Source organism: Pseudomonas sp. LARHCG127 (genome assembly GCF_052871455.1).
On the sequence record NZ_JBIXJT010000034.1, the window covers coordinates 1 to 18,099 of the forward strand.

20 protein-coding genes are annotated in these 18,099 nt (G+C 61.2%); 9 read left to right on the plus strand and 11 right to left on the minus strand.

Features of this window, described 5'->3' with window-relative positions:
- The first annotated feature begins 490 nt into the window (after nt 1-490).
- Together ACIPQ1_RS28455 and ACIPQ1_RS28460 are read left to right on the plus strand one after the other, a co-directional pair.
- Nucleotides 491-910 carry an organic hydroperoxide resistance protein gene (locus tag ACIPQ1_RS28455; RefSeq protein WP_186728124.1) on the plus strand — a complete coding sequence of 140 codons (420 nt, stop codon included), beginning with the start codon at nt 491-493 and terminating at the stop codon, nt 908-910.
- A gap of 36 nt (nt 911-946) precedes the next feature.
- Nucleotides 947-1,960 (plus strand): alpha/beta hydrolase, encoded by a 1,014-nt coding sequence (locus ACIPQ1_RS28460; protein ID WP_250962364.1) that lies wholly within the window; start codon nt 947-949, stop codon nt 1,958-1,960.
- Between the two features lie 242 nt (nt 1,961-2,202).
- Here ACIPQ1_RS28460 and ACIPQ1_RS28465 read toward each other — a convergent pair whose 3' ends face one another.
- Nucleotides 2,203-2,772, minus strand: coding sequence for an elongation factor P (locus tag ACIPQ1_RS28465; RefSeq protein ID WP_003199385.1), 570 nt, complete (start codon nt 2,770-2,772; stop codon nt 2,203-2,205).
- A 48-nt stretch (nt 2,773-2,820) separates the two neighbouring features.
- Nucleotides 2,821-3,954 carry an elongation factor P maturation arginine rhamnosyltransferase EarP gene (gene earP / locus ACIPQ1_RS28470; protein ID WP_446535134.1) on the minus strand — a complete coding sequence of 378 codons (1,134 nt, stop codon included), beginning with the start codon at nt 3,952-3,954 and terminating at the stop codon, nt 2,821-2,823.
- A 121-nt stretch (nt 3,955-4,075) separates the two neighbouring features.
- Here earP and ACIPQ1_RS28475 point away from each other — a divergent pair, with 121 nt between their 5' ends.
- Both ACIPQ1_RS28475 and ACIPQ1_RS28480 read left to right on the plus strand, forming a co-directional pair.
- Nucleotides 4,076-4,462 (plus strand): hypothetical protein, encoded by a 387-nt coding sequence (locus tag ACIPQ1_RS28475; protein ID WP_411386878.1) that lies wholly within the window; start codon nt 4,076-4,078, stop codon nt 4,460-4,462.
- A 1-nt stretch (nt 4,463) separates the two neighbouring features.
- On the plus strand, nt 4,464-4,946 hold the full coding sequence (locus ACIPQ1_RS28480; protein ID WP_250962367.1) for a GreA/GreB family elongation factor: 483 nt from the start codon (nt 4,464-4,466) through the stop codon (nt 4,944-4,946).
- 7 nt (nt 4,947-4,953) lie between these two features.
- Here ACIPQ1_RS28480 and cysB read toward each other — a convergent pair whose 3' ends face one another.
- From cysB to ACIPQ1_RS28500, 4 genes are all read right to left on the minus strand, one after another.
- Nucleotides 4,954-5,928 (minus strand): HTH-type transcriptional regulator CysB, encoded by a 975-nt coding sequence (gene cysB / locus ACIPQ1_RS28485; protein WP_003199376.1) that lies wholly within the window; start codon nt 5,926-5,928, stop codon nt 4,954-4,956.
- Between the two features lie 110 nt (nt 5,929-6,038).
- Nucleotides 6,039-6,539: a universal stress protein gene (locus ACIPQ1_RS28490; RefSeq protein WP_250962368.1), complete on the minus strand. Its 501-nt coding sequence runs from the start codon at nt 6,537-6,539 to the stop codon at nt 6,039-6,041.
- Between the two features lie 96 nt (nt 6,540-6,635).
- Nucleotides 6,636-7,541, minus strand: a complete 906-nt coding sequence (locus ACIPQ1_RS28495; protein WP_250962369.1) for a 5'-nucleotidase — start codon at nt 7,539-7,541, stop codon at nt 6,636-6,638.
- A 21-nt stretch (nt 7,542-7,562) separates the two neighbouring features.
- A complete protein-coding gene (locus ACIPQ1_RS28500) occupies nt 7,563-8,516 on the minus strand; it encodes a putative 2-dehydropantoate 2-reductase (RefSeq protein WP_250962370.1) in 954 nt (317 codons plus the stop codon).
- 318 nt (nt 8,517-8,834) lie between these two features.
- On the opposite strand from ACIPQ1_RS28500, the gene ACIPQ1_RS28505 reads away from it, so the two are divergent.
- Nucleotides 8,835-9,911 carry a 3-deoxy-7-phosphoheptulonate synthase gene (locus tag ACIPQ1_RS28505; RefSeq protein WP_003199364.1) on the plus strand — a complete coding sequence of 359 codons (1,077 nt, stop codon included), beginning with the start codon at nt 8,835-8,837 and terminating at the stop codon, nt 9,909-9,911.
- Between the two features lie 148 nt (nt 9,912-10,059).
- Here ACIPQ1_RS28505 and ACIPQ1_RS28510 read toward each other — a convergent pair whose 3' ends face one another.
- A complete protein-coding gene (locus ACIPQ1_RS28510) occupies nt 10,060-10,341 on the minus strand; it encodes a GNAT family N-acetyltransferase (protein WP_186705362.1) in 282 nt (93 codons plus the stop codon).
- 634 nt (nt 10,342-10,975) lie between these two features.
- Between ACIPQ1_RS28510 and oprI the strand changes: the two genes are divergently transcribed.
- Nucleotides 10,976-11,227: an outer membrane lipoprotei OprI gene (oprI, locus tag ACIPQ1_RS28515; RefSeq protein ID WP_003183784.1), complete on the plus strand. Its 252-nt coding sequence runs from the start codon at nt 10,976-10,978 to the stop codon at nt 11,225-11,227.
- Between the two features lie 140 nt (nt 11,228-11,367).
- Here oprI and ACIPQ1_RS28520 read toward each other — a convergent pair whose 3' ends face one another.
- From ACIPQ1_RS28520 to ACIPQ1_RS28530, 3 genes are all read right to left on the minus strand, one after another.
- Nucleotides 11,368-12,339, minus strand: a complete 972-nt coding sequence (locus tag ACIPQ1_RS28520) for a L,D-transpeptidase family protein (protein ID WP_186705363.1) — start codon at nt 12,337-12,339, stop codon at nt 11,368-11,370.
- Nucleotides 12,340-12,648: 309 nt separating this feature from the next.
- On the minus strand, nt 12,649-12,942 hold the full coding sequence (locus ACIPQ1_RS28525) for a hypothetical protein (protein WP_003199347.1): 294 nt from the start codon (nt 12,940-12,942) through the stop codon (nt 12,649-12,651).
- Nucleotides 12,943-12,998: 56 nt separating this feature from the next.
- The gene (locus ACIPQ1_RS28530) at nt 12,999-13,604 is read right to left on the minus strand and encodes an arylesterase (RefSeq protein WP_411386877.1); all 606 of its coding nucleotides are present in this window, start codon (nt 13,602-13,604) and stop codon (nt 12,999-13,001) included.
- A 10-nt stretch (nt 13,605-13,614) separates the two neighbouring features.
- On the opposite strand from ACIPQ1_RS28530, the gene ACIPQ1_RS28535 reads away from it, so the two are divergent.
- Genes ACIPQ1_RS28535 through greB form a run of 3 tightly spaced genes read left to right on the plus strand, consistent with a single transcriptional unit; the run spans nt 13,615 to nt 17,334 of the window.
- The gene (locus ACIPQ1_RS28535; RefSeq protein WP_060738553.1) at nt 13,615-14,298 is read left to right on the plus strand and encodes an ABC transporter ATP-binding protein; all 684 of its coding nucleotides are present in this window, start codon (nt 13,615-13,617) and stop codon (nt 14,296-14,298) included.
- Nucleotides 14,298-16,802, plus strand: a complete 2,505-nt coding sequence (locus tag ACIPQ1_RS28540) for an ABC transporter permease (RefSeq protein WP_446535135.1) — start codon at nt 14,298-14,300, stop codon at nt 16,800-16,802. Before ACIPQ1_RS28535 ends, ACIPQ1_RS28540 begins: the two co-directional genes overlap by 1 nt.
- 34 nt (nt 16,803-16,836) lie before the next feature.
- Nucleotides 16,837-17,334 carry a transcription elongation factor GreB gene (greB, locus tag ACIPQ1_RS28545; RefSeq protein ID WP_003199337.1) on the plus strand — a complete coding sequence of 166 codons (498 nt, stop codon included), beginning with the start codon at nt 16,837-16,839 and terminating at the stop codon, nt 17,332-17,334.
- Nucleotides 17,335-17,342: 8 nt separating this feature from the next.
- Here greB and ACIPQ1_RS28550 read toward each other — a convergent pair whose 3' ends face one another.
- Complete coding sequence (locus ACIPQ1_RS28550; RefSeq protein WP_053120460.1) at nt 17,343-17,651, minus strand: hypothetical protein; 309 nt, start codon at nt 17,649-17,651, stop codon at nt 17,343-17,345.
- Between the last annotated feature and the right edge of the window lie 448 nt (nt 17,652-18,099).

Here is an 18,099-nt window from a genome sequence, read left to right on the forward strand (position 1 = left end):
GCCTGCTCGCGAAAGCGGCGGCACATTCAACATCCCCTGTTCAGATCCACCGCTATCGCGAGCAAGCTCGCTCCCACAGGGGTTTTGTGTCGGACATGAATTTTGTGTTCACCGCAGATCCAATGTGGGAGCGAGCCTGCTCGCGAAAGCGGCGGCATATCCAACATCCTCTGTGCGGATCCACCGCTATCGCGAGCAAGCTCCCACAGGGGTTTTGTGTCGGACATGAATTTTGTGTTCACCGCAGATCCAGTGTGGGAGCAAGCTTGCTCGCGATAGCGGCAGCCCTGTCTACCCTGCCCTCCTCAAAAAATTTTTACGCTCAATAATCGCTCTAGCTAAAGGCTTTCAGACTTTTTCAGATCGCCAATTCCATCTCGCCTCGAAAATTTATCTTGCGCACAAAATATTAGCGTTATACATTCTCTCCATACCTACTTAGCGCGCAAACATTTAGCGCAAATACCTACCCAGAAACGAGGCGATCATCATGCAAACTCTCTACACCGCAATCGCAACTTCCACTGGCGGCCGTGACGGTCGTGCGATCTCCAGCGACAACATCCTCGACGTCAAACTCGCCACACCCAAGGAACTCGGCGGTGCAGGCGGTGCGGCTACCAACCCTGAGCAGCTGTTCGCCGCCGGCTATTCGGCCTGCTTCATCGGCGCCTTGAAATTCGTGGCTGGCCAAAGCAAACGCAAGATCCCGGACGACGCCTCGATCACCGCCCATGTCGGTATTGGCCAGATCCCCGGCGGTTTCGGCCTCGACATCGACCTGCACATCAGCCTGCCGGGCCTGGACCAAGCCGACGCACAAAGCCTGGTGGACGCGGCTCACCAAGTCTGCCCGTACTCCAACGCCACCCGCGGCAACGTCGATGTGCGCCTGCATGTCGCCGTCTGACCATAGCCCCCTGGACCCGAACTTAAGGAGATACACATGAACACGCTCAGCAAAGTTTTGACCGGTACTCTTCTCGCCCTCAGCGTCAGCAGCGCCTTCGCCGACGGCATCGTCGAACACAACACCCAGGCGTTTCTCGACGCTCTGAATGCCGGCACCGGCAAGCCCTTGGAACAGCTGTCGCCAAAGGACGCCCGCGCCGTATTGGTGGGTGCCCAGGCGGGAGTCAAACTGACCTTGCCCAAGGCCGATGTCAGCGAGAAGACCATCCAGGTCGATGGCCAGCCGATCAGCCTGACCATCGTTCGCCCAGCCGGGGTCAAGGGTGAGTTGCCCGTGTTCATGTTCTTCCACGGTGGTGGCTGGGTATTGGGCGACTTCCCGACCCATGAACGACTGGTTCGGGATCTGGTGGCGGGTTCGGGTGCTGTCGCGGTATTCGTCAACTACACGCCCTCACCCGAGGCGCATTATCCAGTGGCGATCAACCAGGCCTATGCGGCGACGAAGTGGGTCGCCGAGCATGGCAAGCAAATCAATGTCGATGGCAAGCGCCTGGCCGTGGTGGGCAACAGCGTCGGCGGCAACATGGCGGCGGTCGTAGCCTTGATGGCGAAGGACAAAGGCACACCGGCGATCCGCTTCCAGGCATTGCTGTGGCCGGTGACCGACGCCAGCTTCGAGACGGCGTCCTACAACCAGTTCGCCGAAGGACACTTCCTCAGCAAAAACATGATGAAGTGGTTCTGGGACAATTACACCACCGACGCCGGGCAACGCGGCGAGATCTATGCCTCGCCATTGCGGGCAACCACCGCGCAACTCAAGGGCTTGCCGCCCGCGCTGGTGCAAACCGCCGAGGCTGACGTGTTGCGCGACGAAGGTGAAGCGTACGCTCGCAAGCTGGACGCGGCCGGTGTCCCGGTCACAGCTGTACGGTACAACGGCATGATCCACGACTATGGCTTGCTCAACGTGGTCAGCCAGGTGCCGGCGGTGCGTTCGGCGATGTTGCAGGTGTCCGAAGAGCTCAAGCAGCACTTGAAGTAATTGCACGCCGAAGCTGAAGTGACTGCACGCCGAAGCTTTTGTGGCGAGGGAGCTTGCTCCCGCTCGGCTGCGCAGCAGTCGTCATCGGGTCAATGCGGTATGACTGAATGACCGAGTTGCCTGGGTTGGGGCTGCTACGCAGCCCAGCGGGAGCAAGCTCCCTCGCCACAGGGGCCGGGTCGAAATAAAGATATAAAAAAGCCCGACTCAATGGTCGGGCTTTTTTATACAGAAGGCTTCGCTTATTTAGCGCGGCCTTTGTAGGAACCGCCTTCGCGGGTATCGATCTCGATCATGTCGCCGATTTCGATGAAGTCAGCAACCGACAGCTCGGTGCCGTTCTTCAGTTTGGCAGGCTTCATCACCTTGCCGGACGTGTCACCGCGAGCGGAGCCTTCGGTGTAGTCAACCTGACGCACGATGGTGGTCGGCAGCTCTACGGAAACCAGGCGCTCTTCGAAGAACACGGCTTCGCAGACGTCGGTCATGCCTTCTTCGATGAACGGCAGAACGCTTTCGATGTCTTCGGCGTTCAGCTCGTACATGGTGTAGTCAGTGGTATCCATGAACGTGTAGGTGTCGCCGCTGATGAAGGACAGGGTCGCTTCCTTGCGGTCGAGGATCACGTCGTCCAGTTTGTCGTCGGCGCTGTAGACGATCTCGGTCTTGTAACCGGTCAGCAGGTTCTTCAGCTTGGTCTTCATGATCGCGCTGTTACGACCCGACTTGGTGAACTCAGCTTTCTGAACCAGCCAAGGATCGTTTTCGAGACGGATCACGGTCCCGGGTTTCAGTTCTTTACCAGTTTTCATTGCGAATATCCGAATTTGGATGGGATTTACAAAAATCTAGGCCGCGTATCATATCCAATTTACATAAAACTTCACCAGCGCTGCGGCAAGATCGGGTCGCGAGGCCTGTTCCAGACACCACGCCTGGGCGTGTTCGAGCAGTTCCGGCTGCTGTTCACGGCTGGCTTTCCAATGTTCGGCCATGTCCTGGCCGGCATTCCAGGCCCGCCACAGACCACTGGTCGCTTTTTGCGCGGCTGGCGAAAGCCCCTGATTGTAGAGGGTGAGAAACGCCTCGAGCTTTTCCAGGTGGACGTCCTCTTCCTGCTGGTAGATATGCCAGAGCAGCGGCCGGCCGGCCCATTGGGCGCGCACGAAGGAGTCTTCGCCGCGCACGGCATTGAAATCACAGCACCACAACAAATGGTCGTACTGGTCCTGGCGGACGAACGGCAGCACCTGCACCGTCAGCGCGTCGCGTCGATGCAGCGCACCGGCCTTCAGGCCTTGGACACCGAGCCAACGCTCGACATCGCCCAACACCCGCCCTTCGGGAACCAGCACATGGAACGCCTGGGCATCGGTTGCCATTGCGTCAAACCAGCTCGCCAAACCTGCGTTTTCATAGGCAAACAGCGAGATCAGGCAAGTCTCCGGCGCCCGCTCGACGCCCAATCCCTGGAGGAAAATACGTTGAGCCTCGGCATCCTGCTGGAATTGCCGACGACGCTCCAGCAAACCGGCCTCACGCAGCAAGCCACCGGTTCCCTCCCGAAAGCCTGGAAAAAAGAAGTATTTCTGCACGTGCTTGTATTTGACCGACGGCAAGCCGTGGCAACCGATCACCCAGTCCTCGGCGCTCAGATAATCGAGGTTCATCCACAAGGGCGCGGTCGGGCGCTCGGCCATCGCCTCCATGTAGGCACTCGGCAACTGGCAGGCAAAAGCGGCGATCACCACCTCGGCGGCCTCGGTAGCCGGCCAGTCCGCAGGCCAGTGGCGCACCTGTACGCCCTGCTGCCATTGCTCGGACAGGGTGATATCGATTTCCGGACACAGCCGCTCGAAGGCGCGTAGATCGTCAACCCAGAGCCGCACCGCACATTGGTGCTCGGCCACCAATTGCCGAGCCAGGCGCCAAGTGACACCGATGTCGCCATAGTTATCGACGACGGTGCAAAAAATATCCCAGCGCACAGCCATTCTCGACTCCCTGTGACAAAGGCCTGATTGTCCCGAATAAACCGATCGCGCAGAAGAGCCGACGGCGATTAATCTTCATGCGACAATCACCGCCTGCCCATGCCCCTGCCAGGAAGCAGCCATGCCCGATCACTCTCCAGCCCCACGTCTCAGCGCTTTGAAATTGACTGTTAGTATTGCCTTGGGCCTATGGTTGGGGTTTCTCGCCATCGTCCTGACCGGCTGGCTGCTGTCAAAGTTCCTGTTCGACGAACAACTGGCGCCCGTGGCCGCCGCCGTCCATCAATTGGCGCAACCGCCGGCGCTGCAGCCGGCCCCGGAACCGCCCGCCCCCATGTTCGAGCAGTACCAGCAGAACCTGCAAAGGAACGAGCAGCGCCAGGCGCTCGATCAGGCCAGGAGCAATCCGCGCAACCTGTCCAACCCCAAGTGTCAGTTCTGGTTGCAGCAGGACCAGAATGCTCCCAGTGAAAAAAGCCGCGCCAATGTCCTGCAATTCTGCGAATGATATGAACAAACAGACCGTCCACCAGTTGATCCTCGACAAGCTCAAGATTGATCTGGACATCGCCGAACGCGCTGCGCAAACCGCCTACGAAACCGCGACCCACGAAGAAAACATCGCCGAGAACAAATACGACACCCTGGGCCTCGAGGCGTCCTACCTCGCCGCCGGACAAGCCAGGCGCGTGGAAGAAATCCGCCAGGCCCTCACCCTCTGCCAGAACCTGGCGTTGAGGCCCTATGACGAGGAGCGCGGCATTCAGGTCGGCACGTTGATCGGCCTGGAAGATGAGGACGGTCGCCAGCAATGGCTCTTCCTGGGGCCCGATGCGGCAGGCTTGAAGGTTTCGCTGGTGGGCCAGCCGATCACTGTCATCACCCCTCGCTCACCGCTGGGCCGAGGCCTGCTGGGAAAGACCGAAGGAGATGAAGTGGAGATCGTCGTCGCGGGCGCCCGGCAACAGTTCGCTGTCACCGAGGCGATCTAGAAGGGCCTTAGTGCACCGGCAGCTCGACACCGTCGAACAACTCTTCGAGTTCCTGCTTGTTGTGGCACTGGATGGCCTTGGCCATGACTTCACGGGTCAGGTGCGGCGCGAATTTCTCGATGAAATCGCACATGAAACCCCGCAGGAACGTGCCACGACGGAAACCGATCTTGGTCACGCTGGATTCGAACAACTCGCTGGCGTCCAGTACTACCAGGTCACTGTCGAGCTTGGTATCGACGGCCATCTTCGCGACGATGCCCACGCCCAGGCCCAGGCGAACGTAAGTCTTGATCACGTCGGCGTCGGCGGCGGTGAACACCACTTTTGGCGTCAGGCCACGGTGGCTGAAGGCTTCGTCGAGTTTGGAACGACCGGTGAAACCGAATACATAGGTCACGATCGGGTATTCGGCCAGGGCTTCGAGGGTGAGCTTCGGCAGCTTGGTCAACGGATGGCCCTGGGGCACGACCACGCAGCGGTTCCAGCGGTAGCACGGCATCATCACCAGGTCACCGAACAACTCCAGGGCCTCGGTGGCAATGGCGAAATCCACCGTGCCGTCGGCCGCCATCTCGGCGATCTGCATCGGCGACCCCTGGTGCATGTGCAGCGCCACGTCGGGGTATTGCTTGATGAAATTGCTGATCACCGGCGGCAGCGCATAACGAGCCTGGGTGTGGGTGGTGGCGATCGAGAGGGTGCCTTTTTTCTCGTTGGAGAATTCCTGGGCGATCTGCTTGATGCTCTCGACCTTGCGCAGGATCTCGCCTGCCGTGGTGATGATGCGCTCACCCGCCGGGGTCACGCGGGTCAAGTGCTTGCCGCTGCGGGCGAAGACTTCGACGCCCAGTTCATCTTCCAACAGGCGGATCTGCTTGCTGATGCCGGGTTGCGACGTGTAGAGGCTTTGGGCAGTAGCGGAAACGTTGAGGTCGTGGTGCGCCACTTCCCAGATGTAGCGCAGTTGTTGAAGCTTCATATGTATCCCTCAAAGCAGTTGGACGCCACGGGCATCAGCGACGGTATATAACTATATGGAAGGTCACGACAATAAATCTAGAACTTTTTATAAAACGCCATCATTTAGCCTCAGGCCTCGCCCTGGCGTCGGCGCTGCACCAGGGGGACCAGGTAGACCGGCACCCGGGATAACTGCAATACCCGCGCAGCGGTCCTGCCCAAGGGGGTTTCACCGCTCGCTCCTTGGCAATGACTGCCCACGATCAACAAATCCACGGAGAGTTTCGCAGCCTGCTCCAGGATGACCTGGGAAGGATCGCCCTGGTACACCCTGACCGATTTGATCAGTTTCAAGTCCTGTTGCCCGTCCCCCAACTCCTCGCGGAAATTGTCGAGCACCCGCTGTTCGATATTGGCCATCACCGTACTCAGACCTTGGCGATGGAATTCGTTCAGCGCGTGCTCGTCGAGATAGCTTTGCAACACCGATTCGGCGAACAGCCCCATCGGTTCTACCGCATGCACCACATACAACTCGGCTTCAAACGTCCGTGCCAGCGCCAAGGCATGCTGCATCACATAAGGGGCGTAGAGACCCAGGTCTGTGGCGTACAGCATCGAACGAATCATGTGACCTCCTCGAGTGCCAGAATGGCGGAGATTGATTCAGCTTAGCAGCGCCTTGGAGACTGCGACGTGCGGCCTGACGTCCCGGCCCCGAGGTCGTCAGGGCTTTATTTCGTTACTGATGCCATGGGGCACGTGACCGGTGGCGACCACCTCCCGAGCCAGTTCGCAATGGCCCGTCTGGTCATCGAAAAACACATCGGCGGCGAAGGCCTCCAGAAAGGCCGATTTGGTCAGGCCGCCGAGAAACAACGACTCATCCAGACGGATGTCCCATTCACGCAACGTCCGGATGACCCGCTCGTGGGCCGGTGCCGAACGGGCCGTCACCAGCGCCGTGCGGATGGGGCAGGCGTCCTCGGGAAACTCGCGTTGCAGCGCATTGAGCGCCGCCAGGAAGCCCTTGAACGGCCCGCCCCGCAGCGGCTCGCGGGCGGCCTGTCGCTCGCTGGCCTGGAATGCCTCCAGACCACCGGTCTGATAGACACGCTCCGACTCATCGGAAAACAGCACGGCATCGCCGTCGAAGGCTATGCGCAATTCCCCGCTGGCGGCGCGACTGGCCCCACCCGACAGGATGGTCGCCGCGGCAAAGCCGGCGTCCAGGGCGCTGCGCACGTCTTCAGCGTGAGTGGACAGAAACAGATCGCAGCCGAAAGCCTTGAGGTACGGGTAAGGGCTACGGCCGCCAACGAAGGCCGCGCGTGAAATCGCCAGCCCATAGTGATGAATCGAGTTGAACACCCGAAGGCCGGTGTCGGCACTGTTGCGCGAGACCAGGATCACCTCGACCCGGGCACGCCCCAGGTGCTCGTTGAGGTCCAGCAGTTTCTGCACGAGGGCGAACGCGTCGCCAGGAGCCAGGACTTCGTCTTCATGCTCGATCTGATATTGCCGATAGGCCTCGACGCCACTCGCCAGGTACACCTTGTGGCTTTCCCTCAGGTCGAACAGCGCCCGCGACGAAATCGCCAGCACCAATTTGTCGTCGATGTTGTTTGCCATGCCGCTCCCCCTTTCGCCCGCTCAGCGGTTGTTCCGATCCATGAAGGCCAACGCCTGATACAAGGCTTCGATTTTCGGCAGCTCACACCCTGCTGCTTTCGCCGCCGCCAATGGCCGGCCATAGATCGCGTCCAGTTCCAGCGCACGCTTGTGGGAATAATCGTGGTACATGCTCGGCCAGTAGTCGGGCATCTTCTCGGTCATCGCGAACAGGTACTCGGCATAACCCGGCGCGATCTGATGCCCGCAGGCTTGGGCACCGCGAACCACCTCCCCCATCAGCGCCTGGATCAATTCGCGGCTATGGTCGTTGGCCATCAACGGCGTGGTACTGGCGCCCAGCAGAACCGAAAGGCCGTTGTACGGCACATTCCACACCAGCTTCTGCCAGCGGGCCTGTTGCAGGCCAGGCATGGCCTGGGCCTCGATACCGGCGCTGCGGAACATCGTCGTCGCTTCTTCGACGATCGCCATGCGTTGCGCCTGATCGACACAAGGACCGCTGTGATAACCGACGTTGACCGCGCCAAGTGCCTGATGGGCGACGACGCCAGGGCCGACGCGATGCACGCAGATCAGGCACAGGCCACCCAGCAGGTGCAACGAATCGGGCAGCAACGGCCGCAGATCGTCCTCGACATCCAGGCCGTTCTGCAGCAGCAGGACTTTGGCCCCATCAGCGGCCGCCTGGGCAATGGCCGGGGCCAGGTCGGCATTGCTGGTGGTCTTGGCGCCGACCAGCAGCCAGTCGCAGGGCGGCATGTCGGCTGCCGAGGGATAGGCCTGGACCGGGTGGAGGGCCAGCGCACCGTGGACCGCGCTGTCGATCCGCAAACCGGCTTCGGCCACGGCGGCAAATTCGCTGCGCAACAGGAAGTGCACGTCAAAACCGGCACGCGCCAGCATCACACCATAGAACCCGCCAATCGCCCCGGTGCCGATCATCCCGATCCGTGGTTTAGCGCCTGCCTGCATCGTCGCAACTCCCCTGGTAAAAAGCCTGTGCACATCATTACACAGCCTGGTTCTGTAGGCGCTGGCGAAGCCTGCGATCTTTTGAGCTTTCGCTCTCGACTCAATCGGCTGTGGAAAGATCGCAGCCTCGCTTCGCTCGACAGCTCCTACGAATCCAGTGGGAGCAAGCGCCCCTGCCACAATTAAACCGGGCCCAGCCCATTGTCGAGCAGCCTCGTAACGCGATAAGGTTCGGCTCCCCGACGCGCTTAAAATCCGCTGTGCACCGCCGCGCGGGGATCGCTGGCGGCCGGCACCCGTGACCTGACGAGTAACACGATGGCTGATTTACCGATCAATGACCTTAACGTCGCCTCCAACGAGACCCTCATCACGCCTGACCAGCTCAAGCGCGATATCCCCCTGAGCGACGCTGCCCTGCGCACCGTGACCAAGGGCCGGGAAGTCATTCGCAACATCCTGGACGGCACCGACCATCGCCTGTTCGTGGTCATCGGCCCCTGCTCGATCCACGACATCAAGGCCGCCCACGAATACGCCGAGCGCCTGAAGGTGCTGGCCGCGGAAGTGTCCGACACCTTGTACCTGGTCATGCGCGTGTATTTCGAGAAGCCTCGAACCACCGTCGGCTGGAAAGGCCTGATCAACGACCCGTACCTGGATGACTCCTTCAAGATCCAGGACGGCCTGCACATCGGTCGCCAATTGCTGCTGGACCTGGCGGAAATGGGCCTGCCCACCGCCACCGAAGCCCTCGACCCGATCTCGCCGCAGTACCTGCAGGACTTGATCAGCTGGTCGGCCATCGGCGCGCGCACCACCGAATCCCAGACCCACCGCGAAATGGCCTCCGGCCTGTCGTCGGCGGTAGGCTTCAAGAACGGCACCGACGGTGGCCTCACCGTGGCGATCAACGCCTTGCAATCGGTTTCCAGCCCGCATCGTTTCCTGGGCATCAACCAGGAAGGTGGCGTGTCGATCGTCACCACCAAGGGCAACGCCTACGGTCACGTGGTGCTGCGCGGTGGCAACGGCAAGCCGAACTACGATTCGGTCAGCGTTGCCCTGTGCGAGCAGGCACTGAACAAAGCCAAGATCAAGCCGAACATCATGGTCGATTGCAGCCACGCCAACTCCAACAAGGACCCGGCGCTGCAACCACTGGTGATGGAGAACGTGGCCAACCAGATCCTGGAAGGCAACCAGTCGATTATCGGCCTGATGGTCGAAAGCCATTTGAACTGGGGCTGCCAGGCTATTCCGAAAGACCTTGCCGACTTGCAATACGGCGTCTCCATCACCGATGCCTGCATCGACTGGAGCGCGACCGAGAACACCCTGCGCAGCATGCATGCCAAGCTCAAGGATGTATTGCCTAAGCGGCAGCGTGGCTAAAGGATCGCAGCCTCGTTGCACTCGACAGCTCCTACACGGCTCCTACGCCGGTATGTAGGAGCTGGCGAAGCCTGCGATCCTTTGCTCCACCAGAAATAAAAAACGCCGGGCTTCTCAGCCCGGCGTTTTTTATTGGGAATCCGTTTTCTCAGAGCTTCGCCGCGTGCCGCTGGTGACGCTCCATGTAGCGCTCCACGTAGGAGCAGGACGGGATCACCGTGTAGCCCATTTCTTCAGCGTACTTCAGCGCCTCTTCGGTCAACTTCGCTGCAATCCCCCTGCCGCGCAGTGCGTTGGGCACGAAGGTACGATAGATGTCCAGGGTCTGCTTGCCCAGGTCCATGTAGGTCAGATAGGCACGATGACCGTCCACATTGGTCTCGAACTGATGACCAGCCTGGTCATGGTGGATGGTAACCGCCTCGCTCATCACTACTCCTCGCGGGTCTGAATGCCGACCCCTACCTTACCGATGTTTTTCCGGCGAAGGAACCTCTACGCCACCCCGTGCCTTCCCGGTCACCGAGCGCCAAAACCGATCCGCCCAAACCCGAGCACGTCGTGAATAGTAGGCACCAATGACGCAAATGCTCAAGGCACGGCTGTCATCGAAGGGGTGAACCTGGTCGGGTTTATCGATTGAGCGCCATCGTCGCGCTGTAGTCGGTCACGGTGCAATAGCTGAACATCGCCAGTTGTTGAGTCTTGAGACGAGCGCGCGTAGTTAAAGTCACCGCCAATACCAATAAAGATGCCCGGAGCGCTGCGCAAAAAATGTACAAAAGTGTAGGTGAATCAATAAACAACGACGTTAGCGAGGGCTGCGAGAGTTCACCCAGCCACGGAACTTTCTTTCGTCGACGCGCTCCGGGCAAGGGCTTTGGTCTGTATATTTTTTAAACAACCCCCAGAAAAGTTGCTCGAAAAAGAATCACCGCCTACAATTTTTTTGCTTCTTGCGCTACGTCAGTTTACTTACTACAAGTAATGGGTAGTATGTACGCCGGCTAACTCCTCAGTCTGGGGAGACAGTCACTAATAGAAAGTCCTTGAAGGGGAAACCGATGAACAACGTTCTGAAATTCTCTGCTCTGGCCCTGGCCGCAGTTCTGGCTACCGGTTGCAGCAGCGCATCGAAAGAAACCGAAGCACGTCTGACCGCTACCGAAGACGCAGCAGCTCGCTCCCAGGCTCGTGCAGACGAAGCTTACCGTAAAGCTGATGAAGCTCTGGCTGCTGCTCAAAAAGCACAACAGACTGCTGACGAAGCTAACGAGCGTGCTCTGCGCATGCTGGAAAAAGCTAGCCGCAAGTAATAGTCCTTCGGGATTGTTATCGAGCCGACCCATTCTTGGGTCGGCTTTTTTTTTGGCTTCAAGAGCTATTGACTGGTGTTTTACCAGGCGATAAAAAACCCGTCGACATCGCGAAACGTCGGCGGGTTGCTTTCGGGTTTTTACTGCTGCAGGTCGATCGGCGCGCTCGAAACCATCGGTGCCGAGGTATTTGGAACTGCGATTTCCACTGGCAGGCCATCTTCGGCCGCTACCACGTCCCGTACCACGTCCCAGTTCATGCGCAGGTTGCTGGTGATGTCTTCGCGCTTGAGCATCGCGTTGATGACGGCGGTGTGCTTGTCCACCACCGACGGGTTGCCCTTGTCGTCCAACGGTGTATGCGCTTCCAGGTACACCTTGCCGCCGCTCAAGCCCAGCTTGTAGGGGTCGTTGATGATCCGCACCGACGTACCCACCGGCACCATGCCGGCCATCTCCAGTACGTTGTTGTTGAACATCCGGAAGCAACCGTGACTGGTCCGCATGCCGATGCCGAACTTCTTGTTCGAACCGTGGATCAGGTAGCCCGGGGTGCCCAGGGTGAACTTGAAAGGACCCAGCGGGTTATCAGGGCCGGCAGGCACGACATTCGGCAACGGGTCGCCGTCGGCGGCGTGTTCGGCCTTGATCGACGCGGGTGGAGTCCAGGTCGGGTTCGGGGTCTTGGCGATGATACTGGTGTGGGCGATTGGCGAGCCCCAGCCCTCACGGCCAATCCCCAGCGGGAAGGTATAGACCACGTTCCGCCCCTTGGGGAAATAGTAGAGACGGTACTCGGCCAGGTTGATCACGATGCCCTCGCGCGGGCCCGGCGGCAGGATGAAGCGAGTGGGCAACACGATCTCGGTACCAGTGCCCGGCAACCACGGATCAACCCCCGGGTTGGCAGCGACCATCTCGCTGTAGCCCAGGTCATAGGCGGTGCCCAGGTCGGCGAAGGTGTCTTCGTATTTGGCCTTGATGACCTGCACCTGGCCGATGATGTCTTCACCCGGCGGTGGCAGGGGCAGCTCCAGGGCGGCAACGGGGCCCGCCATACACAGGGCGGCAAGAGACAGGCAGCGGGCGACGGCAGGCAAGCGCGGCAACATCCGGGAAATCCTTCGCAGATCGAACTGGGGTATGAAAACGGCGATTGTACACTGCCACCTGTTATTTCGGGGAGAGCGCTACAGGGGCGTCCGATGCGCAGCATGTCCGGGAACTGGAATGAAGTCCTGTGGGAGCGAGCTTGCTCGCGATAGCGGCACGTCTGCTTGCATTAATATTGAATGTGCCGCCGCCATCGCGAGCAAGCTCGCTCGCTGGCTTGCCCGCGACCGCGCCCCGTCTGTTTCATATAATATCCCCCTCCCCCCCCCCCCCCCCCCCCCCCCCGCTCCCACACTGGAACAGGGGGATTAAAGTTCGAACCGCAGCTCCGGCCAGATCGGCGAGGTGCCGCGCTTCTGGGATTCCAGGATCGCCCGGCACAGCGAGCACAGGCGATGATCCTGGAAAATCTTGCGGTCCACGCTCGACCAGCGCGGCTGGGCCGGCAGCAGGCTGCCGCAGAGGGTCCGGTCGGCCGAGCCACCGAGTTCCAACTGCCGGGTCACCAGGTGCACCCGTACTTCCTGGCAGGCGAACAGGTCCAACTGCTCGTCAGGCTCGATCAGTTGGTAGGCAAACAGGGACCAGGCGGGACGCGGCATCGGGGGCTCCAAATCGGGGGCGCCACATTAGCCGAAAGCCCGCCGGTAGAAAAGCGTCAAAGCAGCGGTTTCAGCGTCGGCCAGACATTTTCCAGCAACTTGCCCTGGGCCGCGACGGACGGGTGCAATCCGTCACTCTGCATCATGGTCGGGATGCCACCGACATCCTTGAGGAAAAACGGCACCAGCGGGACGTTCTTCTCCTCGGCCAGGGTGCTGTAGACCCGAGCGAAGGCATCGGTGTAGCGCCGTCCGTAGTTGGGCGGCAATTGCATACCCAGCAAAAGTACCTTCGCACCGCTGGCGCGGGCGCTGTCGATCATCGCTGCAAGGTTTTGTTGCAATTGTGTTGGCGGTTGTCCACGCAAGCCATCGTTGCCGCCCAGTTCCAGGATCACCAGGTCCGGTTTATGGGCTGCAAGCAGCGCCGGCAGCCGCGCCTGGCCTCCGGCGCTGGTGTCGCCGCTGATGGAGGCATTGACCACTTTATCGTCAAAACCCTCGGCCTTGAGCCGTTGTTCGAGCAACGACACCCACCCCTGCCGGGTATCCAGGCCGAAAGCCGCGCTGATACTATCGCCAACGATCAGGACTGTACCCGCCGCTGCGTTCTGGACCATGCACATCAAGGCCAGGCCGGCACTCAAAAACCACACACGCATCGGATTCTCCATGGGCTCAAGCATTCTCACCGCGACGGACCTTAGCAAAGTGGTCGCCAGCGCGGAAGGTGAACTGACCATCCTGCATGAACTCAGCCTGGAACTGAACAAGGGCGACAGCCTGGCCATCGTCGGCGCGTCCGGTTCCGGCAAATCCACCCTCCTGGGCCTGCTGGCCGGCCTCGACCTGCCCAGCAGCGGCGAGGTCACGCTCGCCGGGCAGGCCCTCAGCGCGCTGGATGAAGACCAGCGGGCGCGGATCCGCGCCGAGCATGTCGGTTTCGTCTTCCAGTCATTCCAGTTGCTCGACAGCCTCAATGCACTGGAAAACGTCATGTTGCCGCTGGAGCTGGACGGCCGCAAGGATGCCCGCGAACGCGCCACGCAACTGTTGCAGCGCGTCGGCCTGGGCCAGCGCCTGACCCATTCGCCGCGCCAGCTCTCCGGTGGCGAACAGCAACGAGTGGCGATTGCCCGCGCCTTTGCCGCCGAGCCCGACGTGCTGTTTGCCGACGAACCCACCGGCAACCTCGACAGCCACACTGGCGAGCGCATCAGCGACCTGCTGTTCGAACTGAACAAGGAACGCGGTACGACTTTGGTGCTGGTCACCCATGATGAACGCCTGGCCCATCGCTGCCGGCGCCTGATCCGACTTGAAGCCGGCGAGATGGTCGCCCCCCTGGAGCCTTGATGGCACGTCTGCCGCTGTTGCGCCTGTTCAGCCTCGCTGTCCGTCAATTGCTTCGCGATGCCCGCGCCGGTGAGTTGCGGGTGTTGTTCTTCGCCCTGTTGGTGGCGGTGGCGGCGAGCACCGCTATCGGCTACTTCGGTGCCCGCCTCAACGGCGCCATGATGATGCGTGCTACCGAATTCCTCGGCGCCGACCTGCTGCTCGAAGGCAGCTCGCCGGCCCGCCCGGAGCAGATCCGCAGCGGCACCGAATTGGGCCTGGAACATGCCCGGGTGGTGGAGTTCTCCAGTGTCGTGGCCACCGACAATGGCATCCAGCTGTCCAGCGTCAAGGCGGCCGATGACCGCTACCCCTTGCGCGGCGAGCTGAAAAGCACCCCTGCCCCGTTCGCGCCGGAAGAAACCGGCGGACGTCCGAACCCTGGCGAGGCCTGGGTCGAGGCGCGGCTGCTGACGGCACTGGACCTGAAGATCGGCGACAGCATCGACGTCGGCAATCAGACCCTGCGCCTGGCCCGGGTGCTGACCTATGAACCGGATCGCGCCGGCAACTTCTACAGCCTCACCCCGCGGGTACTGATCAACCTCAAGGACCTGGAGGCCACCGGCGTGGTGCAACCGGGCAGCCGTGTCAGCTATCGCGACCTGTGGCGCGGCCCGGCACCGGCCCTGCAAACCTACCGCGACCTGGTCAAGCCTGGCCTTGAACCCAACCAGCGCCTGCAGGATGCCCGCGACGGCAACCGCCAGATCGGCGGCGCCCTGGGCAAGGCCGAGCGCTACCTGAACATGGCCAGCCTGGTGGCGGTGCTGCTGTCCGGTGTGGCCGTCGCGCTTTCGGCCAACCGCTTCGCCACCCGACGCTTCGACGCCAGCGCGCTGCTGCGCTGCCTGGGCCTGTCCCGCCGGGAAACCATGGTGCTGTTCAGCCTGCAATTGACGGTGTTGGGCCTGCTCGCCAGCATCAGCGGTGCCCTGCTCGGCTGGGTCGCCCAATTGGGCCTGTTCGCCCTGCTGCATGACCTGCTGCCTACCACCGTTCCGCCCGGCGGCCTGCTGCCGGCGATCGCTGGTATCGGTACCGGGCTGGTGGCGTTGGCAGGGTTCGCCTTGCCGCCACTGGCTGCGCTGGGGCGAGTGCCGCCGCTGCGTGTGCTGCGCCGGGACATGCTGCCAATCCCCTCCAGCTCCTGGGTGATCTACGGTGCCGCACTGGGCGCCCTGGGCCTGATCATGTGGCGCCTGAGCCTGGACCTGGTGCTGACCTTCGCCCTGTTGGGCGGTGGTGTCATTGCCGCGCTGGTCCTCGGCGGCCTCTTGTTGCTGTTGCTCCAGAGCCTGCGTCGCCTGCTGGCCCGCGCCGCCCTGCCCTGGCGGCTGGGCCTCGGCCAATTGCTGCGTCATCCCTTGGCGGCAGCCGGCCAGGCCCTGGCGTTCGGCCTGATCCTGTTGTCGATGGCGTTGATCGCGCTGCTGCGCGGCGAGTTGCTGGACACCTGGCAAAACCAGTTGCCCAAGAATGCGCCGAACTATTTCGCCCTCAACATCCTGCCCAACGACAAGCAAGCCTTCACCGACAAGCTGCTGGAATTGTCCGCGCAATCGGCCCCGCTCTACCCCGTGGTACCCGGGCGCCTGATCAGCATCAATGGCGAACCGGCCACGGAGTTCGTCACCAAGGATTCGGCGGGGGACCGGGCACTGCAACGCGACCTGAGCCTGACCTGGGCCGCGGACCTGCCGGCGGACAACGTCGTCACCGCCGGGACCTGGTGGCCGCAGCAGCCACCGGACGATGTCCCGGGGGTTTCGGTGGAAGGCAAAGTGGCCGAAAACCTCAAGATCAAGCTGGGCGATCGCCTGGTCTTCAGCGTGGGGGGCGTCAACCGTGAGGCGAAGGTCACCAGCCTGCGGGAAATCAACTGGGACAATTTCCAGCCCAACTTCTTCATGATCTTCCAGCCCGGCACATTGAAGGACCTGCCGGCGACCTACCTCACCAGCTTCTACCTGGCGGCGGGTCACGACCAACAGATCGTCGACCTGTCCCGGGCCTTCCCGGCGGTGACGATCCTGCAAGTCGAAGCCCTGCTCGAACAACTGCGCAGCATCCTGGCCCAGGTGACCCTGGCCGTGGAGTACGTGCTGTTGTTCGTGCTAGCGGCGGGGATGGCAGTGCTGTTCTCCGGCCTGCAGGCCACCCTCGACGAGCGGATTCGCCAAGGTGCGCTGTTGCGCGCACTGGGCGCCGAACGGCCCTTGCTGGTCAAGGCCCGACGCATCGAATTCGGCCTGTTGGGGGCGGTCAGCGGCCTGCTGGCGGCCCTGGGTTCGGAGCTGGTGAGCCTGGTGCTTTACCGGTACGCCTTCGACCTGCCCTGGCACCCGCATCCATGGCTGTTGGTATTGCCGCTGTTGGGGGCCTTGTTGATTGGCGCGGCCGGGGTGTTTGGCACCCGTCGGGCGCTCAACGCCAGCCCGCTGACAGTATTGCGCGAGGGTTGATAGACTCCCGGCTTCGCTATCACAAGAAGTTGCCATGAGCCGTTATCGCCCACCCCGCACCGCCGGCACCGCGCTGATCACCCCCGAGGGTGAAGCGCGGATGCGCGCCGAATTCCATGAGCTGTGGCATGTGCGCCGTCCCCAGGTGACCCAGGCAGTCAGCGAGGCAGCGGCCCAGGGCGATCGCTCGGAAAATGCCGAATACACCTACGGCAAGAAAATGCTGCGGGAAATCGACAGTCGCGTGCGCTTCCTCACCAAGCGCCTCGAGGCGCTCAAAGTGGTCAGTGAAAAACCCAGCGATCCAAACAAGGTTTATTTCGGCGCCTGGGTCACGGTCGAAGATGAGGACGGCAAGGAATCACGCTATCGCATTGTTGGTCCGGACGAGCTGGATCTGAAACAGAACCTGATCAGCATTGACTCGCCGTTGGCCCGGGCACTGATCGGCAAGGCCTTGGACGCGGAGGTCAGCGTCCAGACACCCACAGGCGAGAAACGGGTTTATATCGTCGACATCGCGTATCCGTGACTCTCAACTCAGCGGCGCGTGATCAAGCCCTGCCGTGCGACACGGGTCAATTGCCGGATCATTTCGGGAGCATCTTCTGCGCTTGGGGATTGGATGACAGCCAGGTCGAAGCTGTCATTGGCAAAACGTGCCAGTGACTCACCGTCTTCGACGAATTGGATCAGGAAAGCAGCAGGCCCGTGGTTGCGACGTGGCCAGCCGTCAAGGTAACGCAAGAGTGTTGGCTGGTGGGTGCCGCCCAGGAGGATTTTCGGGTTGCGCTGCACTAGGTTCGCCGTGATCGGCGCAAGACGTACAAGGGGACTGGGTGCGTTCATCGTGTCGTGTCTCTGCCTCAAAAGTCTGCATGGCAGGTGAGAGGCAACACCGAACCAGCGCTTTAGCGGTATTTCGAAGCCGTGTTTTTCTGGCTTCTATCGGCGACTGGATGAGTCACCTGGCGCCCCGCAAGTAGCTGTTTAAATCGGCGCATGAGCGGCATCCTAGAGAAGCTGACTGGTCAGTGTCAAGAATCACTTCCCATAAAAAAGACCCGTGCAAGACGGTAATGCTGTGTTCTGATTATCTGTTCAGAGGGGCGTGGGTTGGTGTGTATATCCGTTTTTGGCGTAACGACGGCTTATGGTTCCGCTCTTACAGCGGGTCACTTTTGGAAGAGCGCCAAAAGTAACCAAAAACGCTTTGCCCCACCACTCGGCACCTCGCCTAGGCTCGGTGTGCCCTCACTCCGGCATTGCTCCGTGGGCCGCCGCGAAGGGCCATCCA

Bases quoted from the DNA above. Each gene is read 5' to 3' on its own strand.
- ACIPQ1_RS28455 (WP_186728124.1), top strand. From the start codon at position 491: ATGCAAACTCTCTACACCGCAATCGCAACTTCCACTGGCGGCCGTGAC.
- ACIPQ1_RS28460 (WP_250962364.1), top strand. From the start codon at position 947: ATGAACACGCTCAGCAAAGTTTTGACCGGTACTCTTCTCGCCCTCAGC.
- ACIPQ1_RS28465 (WP_003199385.1), bottom strand. From the start codon at position 2,772: ATGAAAACTGGTAAAGAACTGAAACCCGGGACCGTGATCCGTCTCGAA.
- earP (WP_446535134.1), bottom strand. From the start codon at position 3,954: ATGGCTGTGCGCTGGGATATTTTTTGCACCGTCGTCGATAACTATGGC.
- ACIPQ1_RS28475 (WP_411386878.1), top strand. From the start codon at position 4,076: ATGCCCGATCACTCTCCAGCCCCACGTCTCAGCGCTTTGAAATTGACT.
- ACIPQ1_RS28480 (WP_250962367.1), top strand. From the start codon at position 4,464: ATGAACAAACAGACCGTCCACCAGTTGATCCTCGACAAGCTCAAGATT.
- cysB (WP_003199376.1), bottom strand. From the start codon at position 5,928: ATGAAGCTTCAACAACTGCGCTACATCTGGGAAGTGGCGCACCACGAC.
- ACIPQ1_RS28490 (WP_250962368.1), bottom strand. From the start codon at position 6,539: ATGATTCGTTCGATGCTGTACGCCACAGACCTGGGTCTCTACGCCCCT.
- ACIPQ1_RS28495 (WP_250962369.1), bottom strand. From the start codon at position 7,541: ATGGCAAACAACATCGACGACAAATTGGTGCTGGCGATTTCGTCGCGG.
- ACIPQ1_RS28500 (WP_250962370.1), bottom strand. From the start codon at position 8,516: ATGCAGGCAGGCGCTAAACCACGGATCGGGATGATCGGCACCGGGGCG.
- ACIPQ1_RS28505 (WP_003199364.1), top strand. From the start codon at position 8,835: ATGGCTGATTTACCGATCAATGACCTTAACGTCGCCTCCAACGAGACC.
- ACIPQ1_RS28510 (WP_186705362.1), bottom strand. From the start codon at position 10,341: ATGAGCGAGGCGGTTACCATCCACCATGACCAGGCTGGTCATCAGTTC.
- oprI (WP_003183784.1), top strand. From the start codon at position 10,976: ATGAACAACGTTCTGAAATTCTCTGCTCTGGCCCTGGCCGCAGTTCTG.
- ACIPQ1_RS28520 (WP_186705363.1), bottom strand. From the start codon at position 12,339: ATGTTGCCGCGCTTGCCTGCCGTCGCCCGCTGCCTGTCTCTTGCCGCC.
- ACIPQ1_RS28525 (WP_003199347.1), bottom strand. From the start codon at position 12,942: ATGCCGCGTCCCGCCTGGTCCCTGTTTGCCTACCAACTGATCGAGCCT.
- ACIPQ1_RS28530 (WP_411386877.1), bottom strand. From the start codon at position 13,604: ATGCGTGTGTGGTTTTTGAGTGCCGGCCTGGCCTTGATGTGCATGGTC.
- ACIPQ1_RS28535 (WP_060738553.1), top strand. From the start codon at position 13,615: ATGGGCTCAAGCATTCTCACCGCGACGGACCTTAGCAAAGTGGTCGCC.
- ACIPQ1_RS28540 (WP_446535135.1), top strand. From the start codon at position 14,298: ATGGCACGTCTGCCGCTGTTGCGCCTGTTCAGCCTCGCTGTCCGTCAA.
- greB (WP_003199337.1), top strand. From the start codon at position 16,837: ATGAGCCGTTATCGCCCACCCCGCACCGCCGGCACCGCGCTGATCACC.
- ACIPQ1_RS28550 (WP_053120460.1), bottom strand. From the start codon at position 17,651: ATGAACGCACCCAGTCCCCTTGTACGTCTTGCGCCGATCACGGCGAAC.